Genomic DNA, 21,375 nt, shown 5'->3' on the forward strand with positions numbered 1-21,375 from the left:
CTTCCTTTCATCTTTGTAGGTGTTATCAGGTGTAAACCCAGAGAACCCGGGTGGGTTGTTCGGTGAGGTTGCCGTAGCGGCAACGGGTGTGGCTGGCCAGTTGAAAGCTGTCACCGGGGTACAAGGTGACCGGCTCGTCGTCATCCCCGAGCCACAGCGTCAACTCCCCTTCCAAGACATAGCCGCCCTGCTCGGAGCTGTCGCTCAAGTGCCGCTCGCCACTGTTGGCACCGGCCTCCAATTGGCTTTCGAGCATGGAGAAGGTGGCCGACATCTTCGGCGAGACCAAAATGTCGGTAATCCCGTTGGCGAAATACAGTGTGCGGCGCTCATCCGGCCGGGTAACCCAAGGCAATTCCTTGGGTTTGGGCAAGCTATAGAAATAGGTGGTCGGTACACCGAGGGTTTCGCTGATCGCAGTCAAATCCGCCACCGTGGGGCGCGACAGACCGCGCTCGACTTGCGAGAGAAAACCTACCGAGCGGCCGATTTTGTCTGCCAGCTCCTTCAGGGTGTATTTCTTATGCTTGCGCAGATCGTGAATAAGGATCGCTAAAGCGGCGATTTCTTCTTGCTTGTTCATGCCAAGAGCTCCAAAAGCTTGCTCATCAAATGCTATCGCGCAGCCGATACCAGGCCTTGCCGATGGCCTCCAATGGGGCTGCCAGGTGTTTGCCACCGGGGAAGCGGCCGTTGCTCAGCCCTTGGTACAAGGCCAGATCATCCGGCCGGCCGAGAATCGCGTCGGCCACCGTGCGGGCAGCAGCCAGGGTCGGTAGCACGCCATGCCCGGAGTAGCCCTGCAGCCAATAGAGGTCGCCGCGCCGACCGATGTCCGGGGTGCGCTTGAGGGTGAGGTCGATATGCCCACCCCAGGCAAACTCCAACTCGACGCCCTTGAGCTGCGGGAAGACCCGTTGCAGATAGGGCCGGGTCGCCGCGGCGATATCCTTCGGCATGCCGCCCAGATAGGTGCAGCCACCGCCGAACAACAGGCGGTTATCCGGCGTGCGGCGGAAATAATCGAGGACGAACTGGTTGTCGGTGACACAGACATTGCTCGGTAGCAGCGCCGTCGCCTGCTCTGCCGTCAACGGCGCAGTGGCCACCTGATAGGTGCCAACCGGCAGCACGCGACTGGCCAACTGCGGATCGAGCTGATCGATATAGGCATTGCAGGCCAGCACCAGCTCATCCGCACGGATGCGCCCGCGCTCGGTTGTCACCACGAATTGACCGCCTTCTTCGCGGTAGCTCAACGCCTTGCTTTGCTCATGGATGCACCCGCCGGCGTTCTCAATGGCGGCGGCCAGACCGAGCGCCAATTTCAGCGGATTGAGATGGCCGCCTTCGGGGTCGAACAGGCCTGCCTGATAGCGCTCGCTGGCGACCCACTGCGGCAACTCTGCGCGCGGGATAAACCGCAGGCCGTCATGCCCCCACTTGTGGCTGGCCTCGTGCTGCCATTCGGTCAGGAGGCTTACCCGGCGCGGCATCACCGAAGTCCACAGGTGGCCGGCCCGATAATCGCAATCAAAGTCGTGGCGCGCGGGTAACTCACGCAACTCCTGCGCAGCCCAGCGCATGCTGTCCCACAGCCGCCGTGCCCGTTCATAACCAAGCGCTGCCTCCAGCGGCGGCATATCGCAGGACCAACCGAGAATCGCCTGACCACCATTGCGCCCCGAGGCTGCCCAGGCGACTCGGCTGGCTTCCAGCAACGTCACGCGCTTGCCGGCCAGGGCCAGGCGCAAAGCCGTATGCAGGCCGCTGAAACCGGCGCCGATGATCAGAACCTCGGTGTTTTGTTCGCCTTCCAGAGCCGCTCGAGTCGACAAGCGCTCTGCGCAACTGTGGGCGTAATAGCTGGCGACGTGCTGGGTGGATTGCTGAAACATACAGGTCTCGTGAAATTATGTTTTTATAATTTCATGAAAAACTATCCTATAAATTTCACAAACGCAACGCCCCGGCAAAAATATGGCTCTGTCTGAGTTGGCTGTTGCGCAAAAGCCTGAGAGCAACGGGATCCAGTAGGAGCGAGCTTTGCTCGCGAAGCCTTTGCGTTGCCTGCATTCGCTAGCAGAGCTAGCTCCTACGAAGAGCGGCAACCCAGCTCAACACGTAATCGGGACATAGCCAAAAATACCCTTGGGCAGGCGCAATTCACCCGCTGAAGCGACTGCCGAGCCCCAGAAAATACCGGCAAGTGGCCGCGGCTCTCAGGCCGAGTGGCGGGAGAAAGATGCCATGCGAGAGATGCAAACCTGCTAGCCGCACGACGGGCCAGCAGAAACCGAGGTGGCCTGTCGGCAGGGTTTGCCAGGCAACCGGACCCACCGGCTCCTTAGCCGGCAAGCCCCTGGGTCTTCATCAGCTCAGTGATGATCGGCACGGGGCCGAGCAAATGCTCGCGCATGATGCGGCTGGCACGCTCGGCATCACGCGCCAGAATCGCCTCGACCAGGACGGCATGCTCGTGCCGCTTGGCCTGCAGCGCTTCTTCGGAAAACACCGTTTGCTGCAACCAGAGATGGCGATAGCGCTCAGCCTGGTCGAATAGAGAGGCGCGCGCCTGGAGCAGATGGGCCGAACCGCAACCGGCAACAATTGCACTGTGGAAGGCCTTGTGCCGGGTATCCCAGAGACTGAGCATCTCCTCGGCATTCCTGACTTCCACGACCTTGGTCAAGGTATGCGCCCGCGCCAGAATCTCCGCCTCCCAGGCGTCGTCACCGCGCTCGATCGCCAGCGTCAGCAGCATAGCTTCGAGGTTGGCCCGGGCATCATAGATGTCCGCCAACTCGCTCAGCGACATCGGTGCAACCCGATAACCGCGCTGGCTGATGGCAACCACCAAACGCTCCGCCACCAGCTGTGACAGCGCCTCGCGCAGCGGCCCTACGCCCAGCCCGTAGCGCTCCTTCAGGCCGCTCATCAAGAGCTTTTCACCCGGCTTGAACACGCCGCGAATGATGTCCCGCTTCAACACGTCGTAGCCGCGAACAGCAGAATTTTCCCGGGAAATCAGTGCTTCCATTTGAGCAAGTCCTTTCACGTAACCGCCCCATCATACCGGATCAAGCTAGAAGAGCCGCTAGCATCTAGAACCCAATGCTTTATTGACACATTTTAAAAATGTAGATATTTTTCAACTACAGCGACATTAAATGAAAATATCATTTCGCGTCTGCCCTTGGATTCGCTCACCTCCCTGCCTAGGAGAATCGCCATGACTACTTTTGTCCCCCTCAAAGATCTTGTTGTGCCGCTGCCGGAAGACTTCAAGGGCTTCACCCTCGCCCCAACCGAGTACTCACCGCGCCTGCTGCAACTGACATTCGCCAAAAGCACGGTAGAGGCGTTTCTCGCCGCGATGGCCGAGTGGCCCATACAGGCGTTGGAATACAAATCCTTCCTGCGTTTCCGCGCCGCCAAGCTGCTGGATGAGTTGTGCGAGGGCAGCCTGCAGCCGGTTCTGATCAACACACTGGTCGATCGCGATACCGGCGGCATGTTGGTAACGGCGGAAGGACTGGACGCTGTCGAGCAGGCTGACGACATGGTGAAACTGGCGACGGCCGTGGCCCACCTGTTTGGCCGCTCCAACTACGATGCGATGAGCGGCCAGTACTACGCACGCTTCGTCGTGGAGAACGTTGACCGCTCCGACAGCTACCTGCGCCAGCCTCATCGGGTGTTGGAGCTGCACACCGACGGCACCTTCGTCGAGCAGGACACCGACTACGTGCTGATGATGAAGATCGACGAAAAGAACATGGAAGGCGGCAACTCCCTGCTCTTGCACCTGGACGATTGGGAGCACCTGCAGACATTCAGCAGCCACCCACTGGCGCGGCGTGAAATGCGCTGGACCGCACCGCCCAGCAAGAAAGTCGACAAGGACGTGTTTCACGCCGTGTTCGATAATGACAACCAGGGCCGGCCGATCATCAGCTACATCGACCAGTTCGTGCAGCCGAAGAATTTCGAGGAAGGCAACTGGCTGACCGATCTCTGTGAAGCGCTCGAAACCAGCCAACACAAAGTGTCGTTTTCGGTGCCGGTGGGTAGTTTCGTGTTGATCAACAATCATTTCTGGCTGCACGGACGGGACCGCTTCACCGCGCACCCGGGGCTGCGCCGCGAACTGATGCGCCAGCGTGGTTACTTCACCCACGCCAAGGTACTGCGCAACCCTCGCCAGTGAACCGGGCCTACCCCGCCCCACTCCATATAGAGGGCACGCCAGGCTGCTGCGCCTGCCCTCTTGCGCCACTAACCGTCACAGCAGCTTAGGCAACGGTATGTACGACTTCATCATTATCGGCGGCGGCATCATCGGCATGTCCACGGCCATGCAGCTAATCAAGGCCTATCCCGACAGCAGGATGCTGTTGCTGGAAAAGGAATCAGGGCCGGCACAGCATCAAACCGGCCATAACAGTGGCGTAATCCACGCGGGTGTCTATTACACGCCCGGCAGCCTGAAGGCCAAGTTCTGCCTGGAGGGTAATCGGGCCACCAAGGCCTTCTGTGACCAGCAAGGCATCCGCTACGACGAGTGCGGCAAGCTGCTGGTGGCGACCAATGAGCTGGAAATGCAGCGGATGAAAGCGCTCTGGGAGCGCACCGCGGCCAATGGCTTGGAGCGGCGCTGGCTGTCTGCCGGGCAGTTGCGTGAGCGTGAGCCGAACATCAGCGGGATCGGCGGGATATTCGTGCCCTCCAGCGGCATCGTGAATTATGCCGAGGTCACCGCCGCCATGGCCCGCGAGTTCCAGAAGTGTGGCGGCGAAATTCGCTATGGCACCGAGGTCAGCGGCCTGGAAGAACGCCCCACGGAAATGCTGGTGAAAACCAAGACCGGCGAATTCAGCGGCCGCTTCATGGTCACCTGCTCAGGGCTGATGGCCGACCGCATGGTGCGCATGCTCGGCCTCGATCCAGGTTTCAGCATTTGCCCCTTCCGCGGCGAATACTATCTGCTGCCCGAGCAGCACAACCGGATCGTCAACCACCTGATTTACCCGATCCCGGATCCGTCGATGCCGTTCCTCGGCGTGCACCTGACCCGCATGATCGATGGCAGCGTGACCGTCGGCCCGAATGCGGTATTGGCGCTCAAGCGCGAGGGCTATCGCAAACGTGACATTTCGCTGGCCGACACCTTCGCGATGCTGACCAACCCAGGCATCCTCAAGGTGCTCAAAGACAACCTGCGCCCCGGCCTGATCGAGATGAAGAACTCGCTGTTCAAGCGCGGCTATCTGCAGGAAGTGCGTAAATACTGCCCCAGCCTCACGGTGCAAGATCTCAAGCCGTATCCGGCCGGGGTCCGCGCCCAAGCGGTCTCCAAGGATGGCAAGTTGATCGAGGACTTCCTGTTCCGCAATACCCGGCGCAGTGTCAACGTCTGCAACGCGCCGTCACCTGCGGCAACGTCTGCACTCCCGATCGGGGCTTACATCATCGAGCAAATCGACGCTCAGCTGCTGGCCCTGCCGGGTTTCAGCAAAGCCAAGCAGTCCGCCTAGTCAAACCTAACCCCATGCCTTGTCACTCACCCCGAGAGCGTGCCATGAACCAGCCAGTTTCCTCGCTGCCAGAAAAAGACATCCAGTATCAACTCCACCCGTACACCAATGCCCGCCTGCACCAGGAAGTCGGTCCGCTGATCATCGAGCGTGGCGAAGATATCTACGTGTATGACGACCAGGGCAAAGCCTATATCGAAGCGATGGCTGGCTTGTGGAGCACCGCGCTGGGCTTCAGCAATCAACGCCTGATCAAGGCCGCCGAGCAGCAGCTGCACACCCTGCCGTTCTACCACCTGTTCAGCCACAAATCGCACCGCCCGAGCATCGAACTGGCCGAAAAGCTGATCGAGATGGCGCCGGTCCCGATGAGCAAGGTGTTCTTCACCAACTCCGGGTCCGAGGCCAACGACACCGTCGTCAAGATGGTCTGGTACCTGAACAACGCACTCGGCAAACCGGCCAAGAAGAAGTTCATCAGCCGAATCAACGGCTACCACGGCATCACGGTCGCCAGCGCCAGCTTGACCGGTCTGCCGGGTAACCAGCGCGGTTTCGACCTGCCGCTGCCGGGCTTCCTGCATGTCGGTTGCCCACACCATTACCGCTTCGCCCAGCCCGGTGAAAGCGAAGAGCAGTTTGCCGACCGGCTGGCGGCAGAACTAGAGCAGAAGATTCTCGCGGAAGGCCCGGAAACCATCGCCGCGTTCATTGGCGAACCGCTGATGGGCGCCGGCGGCGTCATCGTGCCGCCACGCACGTACTGGGAAAAGATCCAGCGGGTCTGCCGCAAGCACGACATCCTGGTGATCGCCGACGAAGTCATCTGCGGCTTCGGCAGAACCGGGCAGATGTTCGGTAGCCAGACCTTTGGCATCCAGCCGGACATCATGGTGGTGTCCAAGCAGCTGTCCTCTTCCTACCAGCCGATCGCGGCGATTCTGATCAACGATAAAGTCTTCCAGGGCATCGCCGATCAGAGCCAGGCCCTCGGCACCCTCGGCCATGGTTTCACCGGCAGCGGTCATCCGGTGGCCACCGCTGTGGCCCTGGAAAACCTGAAGATTATCGAAGAGGAAAATCTGGTCGAACACGCGGCGCAGATGGGCAAGCTGCTGCACACCGGCCTGCAGAATTTCTCCGATCACCCCTTGGTTGGCGAGATCCGCGGTTGCGGCCTGATCGCTGCGGTCGAACTGGTTGGCGATCGCGTGAGCAAGGCGCCGCACCAGACACTCGGCACCCTCGGCCGCTACATGGCCGGCAGGGCCCAGGAGCACGGCATGATCACCCGCGCCATGGGCGATGCCGTCGCCTTCTGCCCGCCGTTGATTGTCACCGAGCAGGAAGTCGGCCTGATCCTGGAACGCTTCGGCAAGGCGCTCGACGATACTACCCACTGGGCGCGCTGAGCTGCAGTGCTCGGGCCGCCAGGATCCGAGCGTGCAAACTTCAGTGGGGCGGGTGCATTTGAGCGTACACAGGCAGTTAAATCACCTCACCGGCTGAAATCAGCCGGTGAGGTGATTATTGAATAGTTAAATTTGTCATGGGTGAGAGATGAATAAGAAGCCGCTCAATATATGTATCTTTGAAAATGGGCTGACCCCAGATGATCTGATCGGAAATTTTGGATCATATCCCTCAATGATCGAGCGCTGGCTTGCCCCCTTTTTGCCAGAGGCACGGTTTACCTATATCTCCCCAGTGAAGGGTGAGCCTCTACCCAGGCCAGAGGAGTTCGACGGATATATATTGTCCGGCTCTCGTTACAGCGCATACGAAAAAACTGCCTGGATGCTTAACCTGAGCGCATTTTTGCAAAACCTGCGGGATATTCGCCGACCAGTCTTTGGCATCTGCTTCGGTCACCAGATCATGGCGGACGCTTATGGCGGTCTGACGACCAAAGCGGTCAAAGGATGGGGTGTAGGTGCGCAATTTTATGAATATGTAGCCGATGCCGTGCCGAAATCTGCCGCATCGTTCATTTTCCATCAGGATCAAGTGACAGAGATGCCGCCTGAAGCCTCACGCGTTGGCGGATCGTCGCATTGTCCTAACGGGGTCTTCATTTACAACTTCCCCGCAATTTCAGTCCAGTATCACCCAGAGTTCACCCCAGAATATATTCGGGCGCTAGCCGAAAAATTCAAAGGCACCCTTTTGCCCGAAGAGGTATCGGCCAAGGCCCTTGAAAGCGTTGAAACACTGCGCGTTGATAACAACCAGATCGCTGCATGGGCTGCCGCATTTTTTCGCGCAAGCGCCTAAACACGACCGGCCCCCATCTACCTGCAAAGCATTTCATGAACTGAAAGCCACCTGTTAAGGAGCCCGCCATGCAACTCAAAGACGCTCAACTGTTCCGCCAGCAAGCCTATATCGACGGCGCCTGGGTGGACGCGGACAACGGCCAGACCATCAAGGTCAACAACCCGGCCACCAACGAGATCATCGGCACTGTGCCGAAAATGGGTGCTGCGGAAACCCGCCGCGCCATCGAAGCCGCCGACAAGGCCCTGCCGGCCTGGCGTGCGCTGACCGCCAAGGACCGCGCCAACAAGCTGCGCCGTTGGTTCGAGCTGTTGATCGAAAACCAGGACGACCTCGGCCGCCTGATGACCCTGGAACAGGGCAAGCCGCTGGCCGAAGCCAAGGGCGAGATCGTCTACGCCGCCTCCTTCATCGAGTGGTTCGCCGAGGAAGCCAAGCGCGTCTATGGCGACGTGATTCCCGGCCACCAACCGGACAAGCGCTTGATCGTGATCAAGCAACCGATCGGCGTGACCGCGGCGATCACCCCGTGGAACTTCCCGGCGGCGATGATCACCCGTAAAGCCGGCCCGGCCCTGGCCGCCGGCTGCACCATGGTGATCAAACCGGCCAGCCAGACACCGTTCTCGGCCTTGGCGCTGGTCGAGCTGGCGCACCGTGCCGGTATCCCGAAAGGCGTGCTCAGCGTGGTCACCGGCAGCGCCGGCGACATCGGTGGCGAGCTGACCAGCAACCCGATCGTGCGCAAGCTGTCCTTCACCGGTTCGACCGAGATCGGTCGCCAGTTGATGGCCGAATGCGCCAAGGACATCAAGAAAATCTCGCTGGAACTGGGCGGCAACGCGCCGTTCATCGTGTTCGACGACGCCGACCTGGATGCCGCGGTCGACGGCGCGCTGGCCTCCAAGTACCGCAACGCCGGCCAGACCTGCGTGTGCGCCAACCGCCTGTATGTGCAGGACGGCGTGTACGATGCCTTCGCCGAGAAGCTGAAAACCGCGGTGGCCAAGCTGAAGATCGGCAACGGTCTGGACGACGGCATCACCACCGGCCCGTTGATCGACGAGAAGGCCGTGGCCAAGGTCCAGGAACATATCGCCGACGCCGTGAGCAAGGGCGCCAGCGTGGTCGCCGGCGGCAACAGCCTGGGTGGCAACTTCTTCGAACCGACCATCCTGCTCAACGTGCCGAACAACGCGGCGGTGGCCAAGGAAGAGACCTTCGGCCCGCTGGCGCCGCTGTTCCGCTTCAAGGACGAGGCCGAAGTGATCGCCATGTCCAACGACACCGAGTTCGGTCTGGCTTCCTACTTCTATGCCCGCGACCTCGGCCGGGTGTTCCGTGTCGCCGAGGCGCTGGAGTACGGCATCGTCGGCATCAACACCGGGATCATCTCCACCGAAGTGGCGCCGTTCGGCGGCATCAAGGCCTCGGGCCTGGGCCGCGAGGGTTCCAAGTACGGCATCGAGGATTACCTGGAAATCAAATACCTCTGCCTCGGCGGTATTTAAGCGCAACCCGTAGATACTCTGTTGGACGTCAAGCTTCAGCCAGATGGATTTTGCTGAATAGCTTGCTGGAGTCGAAGGGTTCGCCCAGTTGGATGCAAGCCCAAAGCCCGGTCAGGTACTTGCGCATGACGGCGCATACGGCCTGTATTTTCTTTTTGCCACGGCGTTGTAGGGACAGGTAGAAGGCCTTGGCGTTTGGGTCATGTCGTACCGCGCTCAGTGCCGGCATGTAGAGGGCGCTTCGTAGATAGGCATTACCCGCCTTGCTCAGCCGTGAAGCCTTATTGACGCTACTGCCCGATTGGCACAGGCGGATATCTAGCCCGGCATAGCGACTGACTTGCGGCGCCTTCAGATGCTGGGGCAGGACACTGAGTTCAGCCAGTAACGCAATAGCACTGGCAACGCCAACACCTTTGGCTGCCAGCAGATGCTGAAACTGACTGTTCAACACGGCGTCCTCGGCAATCAGGCGCTGTGCAGCGTTGCTGAGTCGCTCGATGCGCTGATCCAGCCTCTCGACCGCTTCAACTTCGTCTTCAATCAGCAGCGCCAGCGTGTCACGTTTGGAGCGCAAGGCGTGCAGGCGGTTCTTGGCTTGTGTACGGGTCGCGGTCAGCCGATTGATTTGTCGGCCGATGTCACGCAGCGCCATACGGAGGGTATCCGGCGCAGTCCAAGGGGCTGGCGTCATCCGCTCGGCGTACTCGGCCAGGAGGGCCGCGTCTAGCGGGTCGGTCTTGCTTTGCGCCAACTTGAGTTGGGCAAAGTGGTGGAAGCTTTTGGGGTTGATGACAGATACGACGATCCCGGCCTTGCTCAAGGCAACGGCCAAGTCCAAGTAGTAAACGCCGGTGGCCTCCATCACGACTTGGACGGCTTCTAGCGCTTTAATCCGCTCCACCGCCTGGGCGTGCCCCTCGGGCGTTTGCTGGATGTCCAGCTTGCCCCGCGTGCGACCACCCTTTCGCCATGCCAAGACAACTGTCTTGGCACCCACATCCACACCGACAAATACGCTCATTGTTTTCATCTCGCCCGGCATTTGAGCAACAATAGCTACCGGTTCCCCGACCTCGCACTTCTTGCCGCTGCAACCTTGTGATGCGAAGTCCACCTCAATGAGCTGGCTTCCGGATACTCCACGCGGTGGGCAATGAGGCGGGGGGCCAATCTACGGACGAGGTTGAGTGTGAACTCACCTCCAGGTTGGAACGGCCTCCCCAGTAACTGCTTCTCTGCGTCAAGCGCAGGGCCTGAAAGGCTAACCCGGTTGACGGAAAACAACATACAAGGTTGGCGCTGAACGAAGTGATGCCCAACAAGGAGTCGCCCGGCGACTCCCCTATGCATGCTCTCACGATTAACAGCCCGGCCTTACGGCCGGTTGTTGGGCATCGCTGGCGCTCAGCACCAACCTACATTCAACGCAACCAACGCTGCAGCAAACCGAGCCGCGCCGACTGCTGGCGGTCAGCGTCGATCTGGCTGAAGTCGGGCAGCTCATTCAACGGAATCCACAACTTGCCCTGCCATTCCAGCAGGCTGACCCGCTGCGTACCCCAGTTCATCAACGTGCGCCGTGGCGCCTGGATATCGGGGTTGCGTGCATCACGCAGGGTAGGAATCACCTCATGGGTCAGCCAGCGGCGCAGGTTGCGGTTTTCGGGATGAGTGAACCGGCAGAGCGCCCGGTAGGCAGCGGATTCGCTGATCACTTCGACCATTTCCTCACCACCGCCCGCCTGGGCGAAACGCACGGTTCTGATCTGGTCGTCGTCCGCCAGCCGGCAGATTCGTTCCGGGTGGCGATGGCCCATCAGCAGGCCGAAATCGCGAGCGGCGAACCAGGGTTGGTTGTCGATCATCAGCCCGCGCAAGGGGCGGTTGTAGCGGTGAAAAATGAGAGGGGTAAATGCTTCATGCATGGTGTCGCTCCTAACTGAAGTCCTTGGAGTCACCAGCCTTTGCTGTCATTCAAAGGGTGGCGGACCGCGCGGGGTTGACAGACCGGCAGTTAGGTACCGGCAGACCACGAGGGTCTCCCCACGCGATCCGCCATAAAGCGTTGCAGTCAAAACTGCATGCGTACCAGTGCCTGCAAAAACGTCCGCCGTTTTCGCATGCACCTGCTGGCGCAATCGCGCCTAACTGAACGGGCTGTCAAACCCGGCCACGGGATTGACCGTGACCGGCGCAGGATAGGCAGAGTAGATAGGAAGGGCAATAGGACGGGGAGCAGAGTTGGACGGGAAAGACATTACTTGAGGGTTCCCACGCAGGAGCGTGGGAACCCTCAAAACATCTAAGAAAGCGGAGGCTATTCAGACGGCCATCAATCCTCCCGCGTCAGCACTTCCAGCAATTCGATCTCGAAAATCAGGTTTGAGTTCGGCTTGATGTAAGGGCCGAACTGACTTTCGCCGTAGGCGAGGTGGGCCGGCACAAAAAGTTTGCGCTTGCCGCCGACTTTCATGCCCATCAACCCCTGATCCCAGCCTTTGATCACGCGTCCGGTTCCGATGACGCACTGGAAAGGCTTGCCGCGATCATAGGAGGAGTCGAACGTGGTTCCGTCCTCCAGGTAGCCGTTGTAATGGGTGGTGATTAAGGCGCCTTTGACCACTTCTTTGCCGTCGCCTAGTTGAATATCTACAACCTGCACTTCGCTGCTCATCACTCTCTCCCGTTCATTCGGTAGCGCGTGACTGGGTTCGCACCGTTGGATACGCCATTTCCCGGGTCGCACCCCGCTTCAGGCGCAACTGCTATTCGCTCCCCGGGGCTTAAGATTTAAGCCCGTGCGGGGTGATCCCATCATCGGGTTGGACCACTCCGCGTGGCCCGGGTTCGTCGGCGAGATACTCGGTCATGGACGTATCTAGCGACCTTTTTAGTTTGTAGGGCGGGTGAAACCCGCCAAATAAAAACAACACAGCAATCTCAGCCAGTCATTAGTTTTTACCGCGCGGGTTTCACCCGCCCTACAAGGCTGCGCGGGAAGCCTGGCAAGACATTCTGCGTCCGGCATGTAGAGCAGATGCGGAGCGTCTTTAGCTGCGTTCCCACGCTGGAGCGTGGGAACGATCAAAAAATAAATCACTCCGACCTCTTTAGTTACGTTCAGTTAGCCGCGTACTTGCCGAAGCAAAACGGAGGCAAATGCGTCGGTTGCAACCGTCTGTTAGGCGTGCCTTCTAAAAGCCCCTGGCGAGTACGACGTCAAAAATACCGCGGCGTAGCTTGCCGTCCTGTTTTAAATCAATGGCCAACGATGGCTTGTGACCGGCCCAAGGATCGTTGGCAATGAAGGGGTCGCCCTTGAAATAGAGCTGCGTCGTAACCGGAACGTGCAACGACTCCATGACCCGAAAGTGAATATGCGCAGGTCGCGTCAGCCCCGCATATTTCTCAAGTCCCAGCAGATTTGGCGGGACCGGGTATCGGCCCGGCATAATCGTCTCAATCTCGTATTGCCCCTTTTCATTCGTATACAGTTTCCCCCGCAAGTGGAAGGTACTGGCCTCGGTGAAGTTGCCTGGCTTGTTGGTGTCGTACAAGCCAGCGTGATTCGCTTGCCACACCTCGATCAATGCCCCCGGGAGGGGTGTACGGCAGTCTGAACTAAACACTGTGCCGGTCAGAACAAGCCTGTCACCGGGCTCATCAGGACTTGCCAGCCGGGCGTGAAATGGCGCGTCGAACCGATAGAACGGGCCGAGGATATCGGACTCGGTGGGCCGACAGCCTTGCTTGGCGGCAAAAGCAGAGCCGGCCAGAAGTCCGCTCCCAAGTATCATTGCACTCCTGTACAAGAAGATTCGTCGTGAGATGCCCAAGCTAACCGTCGGGATTTGATGCTTGTCCATGTTTGCCTCCTATCCGGATGTTTACACCCGCTGTAGACATAAAGACACGCTTAACCTGTTGTTGGGCGACACAGCCAAGCCAAACCTGAGCTACTTGGGCGGCCTGGCATAACTGACCGTCAACATTTCCCACTGATGCCCTTCAGGCTCGTTCCAGTAGATGCCGCGGCCTCCAAACTGGGTGCTGATCTGCATGTCCTCGGGCCCGCGAACGGCGCTACGGTACTTGATCCCAGCCGCCTTGATGCGATCCAGAATGGAGTTGAACTCGTCGTCTCCAACTCGAAAGCAGTAGTGTTCGACGGGAAAAGCCTCGTCTGTCTCGAAGAAGTCCAAGGTCAGCCCCTCATTGATGTACACGGCGAAGAATGGACCTGCCTGCGCCTACCCGCATGGAACACCGAGAAGCTTCGCCAAGAGCATTCCAGAAGCAGCCTTGTTTCGTGCCGAAACTATGAAATGATCAAGATGGATCGTCATCTCACGACTCCTGAATGTTCGCCTTAGGCGCCGGGGCCAGTCGTCAGTGTTGCCTAACGTTGGAATTAAGGCCGTGTTTTGGCGCATGCCAAAAACGTCACGCCTTGTATGGGTTGTTAGCCGCTCACGCACTGGCCTTACCTTTCAAACCCCACAGGACGAGAACGGTAGCAGCAATTATAGCGAGGCCAACGCTGACAAACCCGGCGGTGACTAGACTTTCCTGCCACGGCAGAGCGGAACGGCCCGGTGCGGTGATAGGCGACATGGCGCCCGTTGCGCGAACTACAGCGTGGCCAGGGCGATAACGCCCAGCACAGGCCGGATAGACGAATGCAACCGCGCTGACGACAGAGTTGGAAGAGCTTTACTCACTACGTTGTGGGGAGAGTCCATATACGCATGTTAGGTCGTGGCACCGGATAATAAGGCCTCGTCAAGATCTACCTCATAAATTCCAAGCTTCGCAGGGACATCCACTTTGGCTGTAACCGATCGGACGTTTGTGAGCTTCCACGCCCAATACCCAGGTTGCCAACCGCTTGAGCAGGCCGCCTCGACCTGATTAGGCTGCCATTCGTGGATTTCCTCTACATCAACCAAAGCAACCGCTTTTCCATGTGGATCGAAGAGAAGTTCATGGTTCAAAAAACGATTGTTTTCGATGATAAGCAGATTGCGTAGTGGTAATTGCTCCGGCTTCCATGAGCGAACCTCTATAGTCTTTCTCCCGGCTGCAATATTACTCCCGCTGGGAGTAACGACTGAAAGGGCGAGCATAGTGGCTTGTTCCATATGACCTAACGCCCGCGTAATGGACTGGTTTGGAGCGGCAGCGGAAAACCAGTCCAAATTGACGCGTTTGTTAGTTGCTGATTTTTTTACCGTTTAGCTTTTGACTCGACATGATTTGCAAAGTTATTTAGTATACTTTGCCATCCCTGTCGTTGTAGCTCAGTATTGTTTTCATCTTCAGCTTCAAACGTTTCTGTAACTTTTACACCATCTTCGACTTCTTTAAAGTCGATAGAAACATGTCTATCATCTCCAAGGGTATATTCGATGAGTTTATTATCAATTATATTTGAATAAGCACCTTCGAAATCGAATCCCATACTTCCATCTTTGGCTTCCATTCGATAGCAGAACTTACCACCAACTCGTAAGTCAACACTACTTTTCGTTGTATGCCAATCATCAGAGGCGGCATTCCAACTGTTGATATCCTCTGGGCTATTCCAAGCTGCCCACGTTGAATCGATATCTGACTTAACGACGGTTTCTACAGTAATCTTCATGCCTTTCTCCTAGGCCAATTTGCAACTAATGCAACTCTTGAGGCGCTGAGGAAAGCGCGCCAGCGCTTAACGAAGTCGCCCTCCAAGACCATGTTAGATTTTTTCATAGCCGGAATTTTTCATTTCCGTGACTGTTGCTCCTCAGTGGTTTAACTCCTCAATCGCAGCTTACGACGATGTACAAAAGTCAGCCGTTTCGATAGATATAGCTATACGCGTTAATCGCTGGTACACCACCAAGATGTGCATAGAGAACCTTCGACCCATCTGGGAAAAAACCCTTGCGGACGAGATCAATGAGGCCTTGCATGGATTTCCCCTCATAGACCGGGTCCGTCATCATGCCTTCCATGCGAGCGCACAACCGAATGGCTTCATTGGTCTCTTCTGATGGAATGCCATAGGCCGGATAGGCGTATTCTTCCCTTAGGATCACATCGTCAGCTGTGATTTCCTGGCTAAGCCCAACAAGATTGGCCGTATGCTGAGCGATTGCCAACACTTGAGTCCTGGTTTGTTCAGGTGTGGCGGAGGCGTCGATACCAATCACATTGCGAGCACGACCATCCTTGGCGAATCCCACCAGCATGCCCGCATGCGTGGAACCGGTCACAGTGCAGACGATAATGTAATCAAATTTGATCCCCATCTTAGCCTCTTGCTCGCGTACTTCTTCGGCGAAGCCGACATAGCCGAGACCGCCATATTTGTGCACGGACGCACCGGCGGGAATGGCATACGGTTTTCCTCCTTTCGCCTTAACGTCTTCTAGCGCCCGCTCCCAGCTCTCACGGATACCGATATCGAAACCTTCGTCGACGAATTCAATCTCCGCTCCCATCACGCGGCTCAACAGGATATTCCCCACCCGGTCGTAGACCGCATCCTGGAATGGCACCCAGCTTTCTTGAACGAGACGGCACCTCATGCCGAGTTTGGCAGCGACAGCCGCAACTTGGCGCGTGTGGTTTGACTGGACGCCACCGATGGTTACCAGCGTGTCTGCATGCGAGGCAATGGCATCGGGAACGATGTATTCCAGCTTGCGGATCTTGTTGCCGCCAAACGCCAGTCCAGAGTTGCAATCCTCTCGTTTGGCATAGATCTCGATCTGGCCACCGAGGCACGCCGATAGGCGATTCAGTTTCTCAATCGGCGTTTGGCCGAACATGAGTGGATAGCGTTCAAATTTTTCCAGCATGGCAAGGCACTCGGAGATTTGTACATAACCAGAAAAATAATGCGCCCGAGACTGACGCGTGCGGTATGTCAGACTGTAGCGGGTGCACGCGGTATTGTGGCGAGAGCCATGCAAAGGGTGCGGGTTGGATTCGCCCTGCCGCCGCGGAACACCAGGCGGAAGACGTAATGTGTTATTTGAGCGCATAACTTCCATGTTTTACCGGGCTTTGCTTTGCCGCCTAACGCCCGTGCCATCAGGCGCGCCGCAGCTTTGTGCGGCGTCGCCTGGATGGCCTTGTTAGGCGGGGGCGCATCCTGGCCGGAAACATGGCGCCTATAGCCCCCTCCCCGGGAGCGCTGAGGCTGGTGGGGTAGGGACGCTCCCCCAGCCCCTGCTCAGCCAGAACGAGAACGTATCCCTAGGTTTTTGTTTTAAATCCCGGTGCTATCTACGCGGGCGCCGACTATGGGCTATCCGTCACCCGCGGGTCGACTTCACTTCATGTACCCATTCACACTTGATGCCGGCCTTCGCATGATGCTTGTGGATCGCTTCGGCGTTCGGGGCGTCCAGCACACAATAGATCTTGTTGTCCTTCTCGCTGAACAGGATGTCATGGTGCGTGACCCCGAACTCGTCCGGTGGCGAATTCTGTAGTTTGTTTAGCTCGTCCGCTGTTAATGGCTGCATGGGATGGGCATCGATGAACTTTGGCATGGTTGTGTCCTCCTGCCGTTTGGATGGTGTGTACTAGTCGATCAGCTCCCAGCGGGAAATGAAAGGCGTTCGATTTCACCTTTTCTTGCTGAGTCGGCCCTCTGCTACAGCTATTAACAATAGATTGATAGACCGTATAAGCAAGATTTCGGGCCCTGTTCAATACGCCACCAAAGTCAAGAGCCATCCTCAGCTAAGACAGTAAGAAAGCCGGCTCTTTGCCGCCTAACGTTGGAGTTAAAGCCGCGATTCAGCCGTAGGGTGAATCGTCGGCGTTGAACGACTTGTTAGAACGTGCAGCGTACAGGCCTTTGCAGACCACGGTAGCGACACATTTCAAACGGTTAATCTATAAATTTGATGCTCCCCGAGCAACCCCAACAAACCCGCGGCTTACGTTATTTTTTGGCCAGCCTGGCTTTCAAAGTTCAACTGGCCGCGATGCCGAAAAATGGCGGAAACGCATGGAAGGCCAAAAGAGCGCTGAACCTGAAGTAACCACAAAGCCAAAACTACGCTGAACTATGCCGAGCGCTGCGAGCAGTAACTCTAAAGCAAATGTAATCTAACGTTTAGGTTAAGGGGCCGCGGCACGCGGTCCCAGTGAGCGAAGCGAACGGCTTGAACCGTTTGTTAGGGAGTTTAATATTCATAAATCATGCGAGTTGGGGTGCGTGAGTTACAGCCGGAAATGCATTGATATATTTTTTATCGCTGTAATCTACATTACTTGGACCTTCAATTGTTTTAATCCATCTGTAAGTTGCGCCGTGTAATGGCGAGTCCTTGTTTCCATCGCACCAAATATCTGGTTCGTTTTGTTTGGATTCCTTGTGTTGGTGGCAAAGATCCCTCATTTCAATAGCATACTGAGATTTGTCTGTGCCAACATATACCCACGAATGTATGTCTGAAATATTTTGAATGCGAGATTGGTCGTCGCTGTAATCCGGCGCTAAGGTGATTAGCTCTTTTGATTCGTTGTAACCGCTAAAAGCACCCCAGCCTTCAGCGTGGGCAGATATTGATATTGCAATAATCAAGAATGTAAGGAATGTCTTCATGCGGATATCCCTAACTATAAATAGGCACCAAATGGTGTGATAACGCTTTCACAGGCGTGGTGGATAACATTCCTTGTCCTCATCGCTTTTCCTATCTAGAAAGGGTGTTACAGCGGCTCAGTGACGGTGTAAGGGAGTTATGCACGATGCTTAAGCCCTGCCGCATTCGATGGTTTTGCAGAAGCCGTGGGCAAAACGCTACTACAGCATAGGGTGTCCTGCCAACTTCCACTCCTGGCCGAAAACAGAAGTAAGCAACTCCCGCCGAGCTCACCGAAAATCTCGGCTCCGCACATCTAGCCCGGTCAGCAGCGGCGAGAGATCGCACAGCCGCCGGGCGATCACATGCCGCACGCCGTCTACCGCTTCCAGGCGCCCATCCACCTGCAGCAGTTGCGATTCGACCAGCTCCCGCCGCTGGCGCTCAGCCAAATCGTGCCAGACCACGACATTGATCATTCCGTGCTCGTCTTCCAGCGTTACGAAGGTCACGCCGCTGGCGGTCTGCGGTCGCTGCCGCCCCGTCACCAGGCCTGCGACGCTGACGTTTCGTCCATGCTCGATGCCGGCCAGCTCCCGTGAATTGCGGCAGCGCCTGGCGCTGAGCTGGCGGCGCAGCAGTGACAGCGGGTGCGGGCCCAGGGTCGTGCCTAGCGTCGCGTAGTCGGCGTACAGATCTTCGCCGACCGTGGGGAGCGGCAGGGCCACTTGAACCTCTTCTTGCGCAGGCAGATCGGCAAATAATGGAGGCTGAACCGCAACGGCGGCCACTGCCCAACGGGCCCGGTGCCGGTGTCCGGCCAGGCCGCGCAGGGCGCCGGCATCGGCCAACAAACTGCGCGCCCGAGCATCCAGCCTGGCGCAATCGCTAAGGTCGGTAACTGCTGTAAAGGGACGAACCTGCCTGGCCGCCTCGATACGCCGGGCATCGTCCTCGCGCAAGCCACGCACCATCCTCAGGCCCAGTCGGATGGCGGGCTGCTCTGCCCTGCCCGCCTCCAGCGTGCAGTCCCAATCGCTGTAGCGCACGTCCACCGGGCGGATCTCGATGCGATGCCGGCGAGCGTCTTGCAGGATCTGGTCGGGGCTGTAGAAGCCCATAGGCCAGCTGTTGATCAGGGCGCAGGCATAGGCGGCCGGCTCGTGGCATTTCAGCCAGCAGCTGGCGTAGGTCAGCAGGGCGAAGCTGGCCGCGTGGGATTCGGGGAAACCGTAGCTGCCGAAGCCCTTGATCTGCTCGAAGATGCGGGCGGCGAAATCGGCCGTGTAGCCGCGTTCGAGCATGCCGCGGGTCAGGCGTTCCTGATGCGGCTGCAAACCGCCGTGACGTTTCCAGGCGGCCATCGAGCGGCGCAGCTGGTCGGCCTCGCCCGGCGTATAGCCGGCGGCGACGATGGCCAGTTCCATCACCTGTTCCTGAAACAGCGGTACGCCCAGGGTCCGCTCGAAGACCTTGCGCAAGGCCTCCGACGGATAGGTCACCGGCTCCTCGCCGTTACGCCGCCGCAAGTAGGGATGAACCATGTCACCCTGGATCGGGCCAGGGCGAACGATAGCCACCTCGATGACCAGGTCGTAGAAGTTCTTGGGCTTGAGCCGCGGCAGCATCGCCATCTGCGCGCGCGATTCGATTTGGAACACGCCGACGGTGTCGGCGCGGCCGATCATCTCGTAGGTTTTCGCGTCCTCCGCCGGGATGGTCGCCAGCGTCAGGTCGCGGCCGCGGTAGCGGCGCAGCAGGTCGAAGGTGCGGCGCAAGGCGCTGAGCATCCCTAGCGCGAGGATATCGACCTTGAGCAGGCCGACCAGGTCCAGGTCGTCCTTGTCCCACTGGATGATGGTGCGCTCGGCCATGGCGGCGTTCTCCACCGGCACCAGCGTCTCTAGCGGCTGTTCGGAGATGACGAAACCGCCGGGGTGCTGTGACAGATGGCGAGGGAAACCAATGAGTTCGCCGGTGAGCGTCAGCACCCGCCGCAGCACCGGGCTGTCCGGGTCGAAGCCGCATTCGAGCAGGCGCTCGGCCGAGGGTGGGCGGTCGCTCCAATGACCGCAGCAGTCGGCCAGCGCGTTGACCTGGTCCGGCGGCAGGCCGAGGGCCTTGGCAACGTCGCGCACTGCGCCGGCGCCATGGTAGGTGCTGGCCACGGCGGTGAGCGCTGCCCGGCTCCGGCCGTAGCGCTGGAACACGTACTGCAGCACCTCTTCGCGGCGTTCATGCTCGAAGTCCACATCGATGTCGGGTGGCTCGTTGCGCTCCTTGGAGAGGAAACGCTCGAACAGCATGTTCATCCGCGCAGGATCGATCTCGGTGATGCCCAGCGCGTAGCACACCGCCGAGTTGGCGGCCGAGCCTCGTCCCTGACAGAGGATGTGCCGGCTGCGGGCGAAGCGGACGATGTCGTGCACCGTGAGGAAGTAACTCTCGTAGCGCAGCTCGGCGATCAGCGTCAGCTCGCGCTCGACAAGATCTCGCGCCTTCTGCGCAATTCCTTGCGGCCAGCGCCAACGCATGCCCTGTTCGGTCAGTTCGCGCAGCCAGGACGTAGGGGTATGCCCCTCAGGCACCAGTTCGTGCGGGTACTGGTAGCGCAGCTGACCCAGGTCGAAGGTGCAGCGCTGCGCGATATGCAGCGACTCGGCCAGCAGCTCAGGCGGATAGAGCTCGGCCAGAAGCTCTCGGCTGCGCAGGTGACGTTCACCGTTGGCGAACAGGCGATACCCGGCCTCGGCCACAGTGCAGTGGTGGCGGATGGAGGTCATTGTGTCCTGCAGGGCGCGACGGCCGCGGGCGTGCATGTGCACGTCGCCGGTGGCGACCGCCGGAATTTCCAGGGCGGCAGCCAATGCCTGCAGCCGGGCCAGACGCTGTGCATCGTCCGGCCCCCGGTGCAGTTCGACCGCTAGCCACAGCCGGGCGGGAAAGAGCGTGCGCAACCAACGCCCCTCCCCTTCGTCGTTTGGACTATCCGGCAGCCAGAGGGCGAACAGCCCGGACAACGGCTCGGCAAAGTCCTCGCGCAGCAACCGGTATTCGCCTTTTTTGGCTCGGCGTCTGGCCTGGGTGATCAACCGGCACAGCGCCTGGTAACCGCTCAGGTTCTCCGCCAGCAGAACGAGTTTGGGACCCGCCTGGATGCGCACCTCGCTGCCGACGATCAGCGGCAGACCGGTCTCTTTCGATGCCTGCCAGGCACGCACGATGCCGGCTAGGCTGCACTCGTCGGTGATCGCCAGGGCCTGATAGCCATGGCGCTTGGCGCGCTCGAACAGCTCCTTGGCGCTGGAGGCCCCGCGCTGGAAGCTGAAGTTCGACAGGCAGTGCAACTCGGCATAGTCGGCGCTCAGAGTCTGTCCATGATCTGCTGCGCGTCGGCCATACTGCGTTGAAATCAGGCTCAGAATGCTCATTTACAGCTCGTAAACTCCGCTTCTTCGC

The 21,375-nt window shown here is 58.7% G+C and carries 19 protein-coding genes; 5 read left to right on the forward strand and 14 right to left on the reverse strand.

Annotated features, from left to right (window positions below; all coding sequences use genetic code 11):
- Positions 1 to 25 precede the first annotated feature (25 nt).
- The 3 genes from D3879_RS15060 to csiR form a co-directional block, all read right to left on the reverse strand.
- Positions 26 to 583, reverse strand: coding sequence for a helix-turn-helix domain-containing protein (locus tag D3879_RS15060; RefSeq protein ID WP_119955122.1), 558 nt, complete (start codon positions 581 to 583; stop codon positions 26 to 28).
- Between the two features lie 25 nt (positions 584 to 608).
- A complete protein-coding gene (locus D3879_RS15065) occupies positions 609 to 1,898 on the reverse strand; it encodes an NAD(P)/FAD-dependent oxidoreductase (protein ID WP_119955123.1) in 1,290 nt (429 codons plus the stop codon).
- A gap of 449 nt (positions 1,899 to 2,347) precedes the next feature.
- Positions 2,348 to 3,040, reverse strand: a complete 693-nt coding sequence (gene csiR / locus D3879_RS15070; RefSeq protein WP_119955124.1) for a DNA-binding transcriptional regulator CsiR — start codon at positions 3,038 to 3,040, stop codon at positions 2,348 to 2,350.
- 192 nt (positions 3,041 to 3,232) lie between these two features.
- Between csiR and glaH the strand changes: the two genes are divergently transcribed.
- The 5 genes from glaH to gabD all read left to right on the forward strand — a co-directional run bounded on the left by glaH (position 3,233) and on the right by gabD (position 9,325).
- Complete coding sequence (gene glaH / locus D3879_RS15075; protein WP_119955125.1) at positions 3,233 to 4,210, forward strand: glutarate dioxygenase GlaH; 978 nt, start codon at positions 3,233 to 3,235, stop codon at positions 4,208 to 4,210.
- Between the two features lie 97 nt (positions 4,211 to 4,307).
- Entirely contained in the window at positions 4,308 to 5,537 is a 1,230-nt protein-coding gene (lhgO, locus tag D3879_RS15080; RefSeq protein ID WP_119955126.1) for an L-2-hydroxyglutarate oxidase, read from the forward strand.
- A 44-nt stretch (positions 5,538 to 5,581) separates the two neighbouring features.
- Entirely contained in the window at positions 5,582 to 6,949 is a 1,368-nt protein-coding gene (locus D3879_RS15085; RefSeq protein ID WP_119955127.1) for an aspartate aminotransferase family protein, read from the forward strand.
- Positions 6,950 to 7,097: 148 nt separating this feature from the next.
- Complete coding sequence (locus D3879_RS15090; protein ID WP_119955128.1) at positions 7,098 to 7,811, forward strand: type 1 glutamine amidotransferase; 714 nt, start codon at positions 7,098 to 7,100, stop codon at positions 7,809 to 7,811.
- A gap of 68 nt (positions 7,812 to 7,879) precedes the next feature.
- Positions 7,880 to 9,325 carry an NADP-dependent succinate-semialdehyde dehydrogenase gene (gene gabD, locus D3879_RS15095; protein WP_119955129.1) on the forward strand — a complete coding sequence of 482 codons (1,446 nt, stop codon included), beginning with the start codon at positions 7,880 to 7,882 and terminating at the stop codon, positions 9,323 to 9,325.
- A 28-nt stretch (positions 9,326 to 9,353) separates the two neighbouring features.
- Here the strand turns inward: gabD and D3879_RS15100 are convergent, their stop codons facing one another.
- The 11 genes from D3879_RS15100 to D3879_RS15145 form a co-directional block, all read right to left on the reverse strand.
- The gene (locus D3879_RS15100; protein ID WP_119952286.1) at positions 9,354 to 10,349 is read right to left on the reverse strand and encodes an IS110 family RNA-guided transposase; all 996 of its coding nucleotides are present in this window, start codon (positions 10,347 to 10,349) and stop codon (positions 9,354 to 9,356) included.
- Between the two features lie 400 nt (positions 10,350 to 10,749).
- Positions 10,750 to 11,253 (reverse strand): BRO-N domain-containing protein, encoded by a 504-nt coding sequence (locus tag D3879_RS15105; RefSeq protein ID WP_119955130.1) that lies wholly within the window; start codon positions 11,251 to 11,253, stop codon positions 10,750 to 10,752.
- 407 nt (positions 11,254 to 11,660) lie between these two features.
- Positions 11,661 to 12,002 (reverse strand): FKBP-type peptidyl-prolyl cis-trans isomerase, encoded by a 342-nt coding sequence (locus tag D3879_RS15110; protein ID WP_119955131.1) that lies wholly within the window; start codon positions 12,000 to 12,002, stop codon positions 11,661 to 11,663.
- A 520-nt stretch (positions 12,003 to 12,522) separates the two neighbouring features.
- A complete protein-coding gene (locus D3879_RS15115) occupies positions 12,523 to 13,194 on the reverse strand; it encodes a dioxygenase family protein (protein ID WP_119955132.1) in 672 nt (223 codons plus the stop codon).
- Positions 13,195 to 13,284: 90 nt separating this feature from the next.
- Positions 13,285 to 13,554 carry a VOC family protein gene (locus D3879_RS15120; RefSeq protein WP_218567840.1) on the reverse strand — a complete coding sequence of 90 codons (270 nt, stop codon included), beginning with the start codon at positions 13,552 to 13,554 and terminating at the stop codon, positions 13,285 to 13,287.
- Positions 13,555 to 14,079: 525 nt separating this feature from the next.
- Positions 14,080 to 14,469 carry an ASCH domain-containing protein gene (locus tag D3879_RS15125; protein WP_218567841.1) on the reverse strand — a complete coding sequence of 130 codons (390 nt, stop codon included), beginning with the start codon at positions 14,467 to 14,469 and terminating at the stop codon, positions 14,080 to 14,082.
- A gap of 86 nt (positions 14,470 to 14,555) precedes the next feature.
- On the reverse strand, positions 14,556 to 14,972 hold the full coding sequence (locus tag D3879_RS15130; protein WP_119955134.1) for an SRPBCC family protein: 417 nt from the start codon (positions 14,970 to 14,972) through the stop codon (positions 14,556 to 14,558).
- 187 nt (positions 14,973 to 15,159) lie between these two features.
- Positions 15,160 to 16,173: a 1-aminocyclopropane-1-carboxylate deaminase gene (locus tag D3879_RS15135; protein ID WP_119955135.1), complete on the reverse strand. Its 1,014-nt coding sequence runs from the start codon at positions 16,171 to 16,173 to the stop codon at positions 15,160 to 15,162.
- A 459-nt stretch (positions 16,174 to 16,632) separates the two neighbouring features.
- Positions 16,633 to 16,872 (reverse strand): nickel-binding protein, encoded by a 240-nt coding sequence (locus D3879_RS15140; protein WP_119955136.1) that lies wholly within the window; start codon positions 16,870 to 16,872, stop codon positions 16,633 to 16,635.
- A 656-nt stretch (positions 16,873 to 17,528) separates the two neighbouring features.
- The gene (locus D3879_RS26330) at positions 17,529 to 17,936 is read right to left on the reverse strand and encodes a hypothetical protein (protein WP_147411163.1); all 408 of its coding nucleotides are present in this window, start codon (positions 17,934 to 17,936) and stop codon (positions 17,529 to 17,531) included.
- A 270-nt stretch (positions 17,937 to 18,206) separates the two neighbouring features.
- Complete coding sequence (locus D3879_RS15145; RefSeq protein ID WP_119955271.1) at positions 18,207 to 21,284, reverse strand: error-prone DNA polymerase; 3,078 nt, start codon at positions 21,282 to 21,284, stop codon at positions 18,207 to 18,209.
- Positions 21,285 to 21,375: the final 91 nt, after the last annotated feature.

Origin of the sequence: Pseudomonas cavernicola, assembly GCF_003596405.1 — a bacterium.
GTDB lineage: Bacteria > Pseudomonadota > Gammaproteobacteria > Pseudomonadales > Pseudomonadaceae > Aquipseudomonas > Aquipseudomonas cavernicola.

Bases quoted from the DNA above. Each gene is read 5' to 3' on its own strand.
- D3879_RS15110 (WP_119955131.1), bottom strand. From the start codon at position 12,002: ATGAGCAGCGAAGTGCAGGTTGTAGATATTCAACTAGGCGACGGCAAA.
- D3879_RS15105 (WP_119955130.1), bottom strand. From the start codon at position 11,253: ATGCATGAAGCATTTACCCCTCTCATTTTTCACCGCTACAACCGCCCC.
- D3879_RS15060 (WP_119955122.1), bottom strand. From the start codon at position 583: ATGAACAAGCAAGAAGAAATCGCCGCTTTAGCGATCCTTATTCACGAT.
- csiR (WP_119955124.1), bottom strand. From the start codon at position 3,040: ATGGAAGCACTGATTTCCCGGGAAAATTCTGCTGTTCGCGGCTACGAC.
- D3879_RS15125 (WP_218567841.1), bottom strand. From the start codon at position 14,469: ATGGAACAAGCCACTATGCTCGCCCTTTCAGTCGTTACTCCCAGCGGG.
- glaH (WP_119955125.1), top strand. From the start codon at position 3,233: ATGACTACTTTTGTCCCCCTCAAAGATCTTGTTGTGCCGCTGCCGGAA.
- D3879_RS15115 (WP_119955132.1), bottom strand. From the start codon at position 13,194: ATGGACAAGCATCAAATCCCGACGGTTAGCTTGGGCATCTCACGACGA.
- gabD (WP_119955129.1), top strand. From the start codon at position 7,880: ATGCAACTCAAAGACGCTCAACTGTTCCGCCAGCAAGCCTATATCGAC.
- D3879_RS15085 (WP_119955127.1), top strand. From the start codon at position 5,582: ATGAACCAGCCAGTTTCCTCGCTGCCAGAAAAAGACATCCAGTATCAA.
- lhgO (WP_119955126.1), top strand. From the start codon at position 4,308: ATGTACGACTTCATCATTATCGGCGGCGGCATCATCGGCATGTCCACG.
- D3879_RS15065 (WP_119955123.1), bottom strand. From the start codon at position 1,898: ATGTTTCAGCAATCCACCCAGCACGTCGCCAGCTATTACGCCCACAGT.
- D3879_RS15100 (WP_119952286.1), bottom strand. From the start codon at position 10,349: ATGAGCGTATTTGTCGGTGTGGATGTGGGTGCCAAGACAGTTGTCTTG.
- D3879_RS15130 (WP_119955134.1), bottom strand. From the start codon at position 14,972: ATGAAGATTACTGTAGAAACCGTCGTTAAGTCAGATATCGATTCAACG.
- D3879_RS26330 (WP_147411163.1), bottom strand. From the start codon at position 17,936: ATGAAGACATTCCTTACATTCTTGATTATTGCAATATCAATATCTGCC.
- D3879_RS15140 (WP_119955136.1), bottom strand. From the start codon at position 16,872: ATGCCAAAGTTCATCGATGCCCATCCCATGCAGCCATTAACAGCGGAC.
- D3879_RS15135 (WP_119955135.1), bottom strand. From the start codon at position 16,173: ATGCTGGAAAAATTTGAACGCTATCCACTCATGTTCGGCCAAACGCCG.
- D3879_RS15090 (WP_119955128.1), top strand. From the start codon at position 7,098: ATGAATAAGAAGCCGCTCAATATATGTATCTTTGAAAATGGGCTGACC.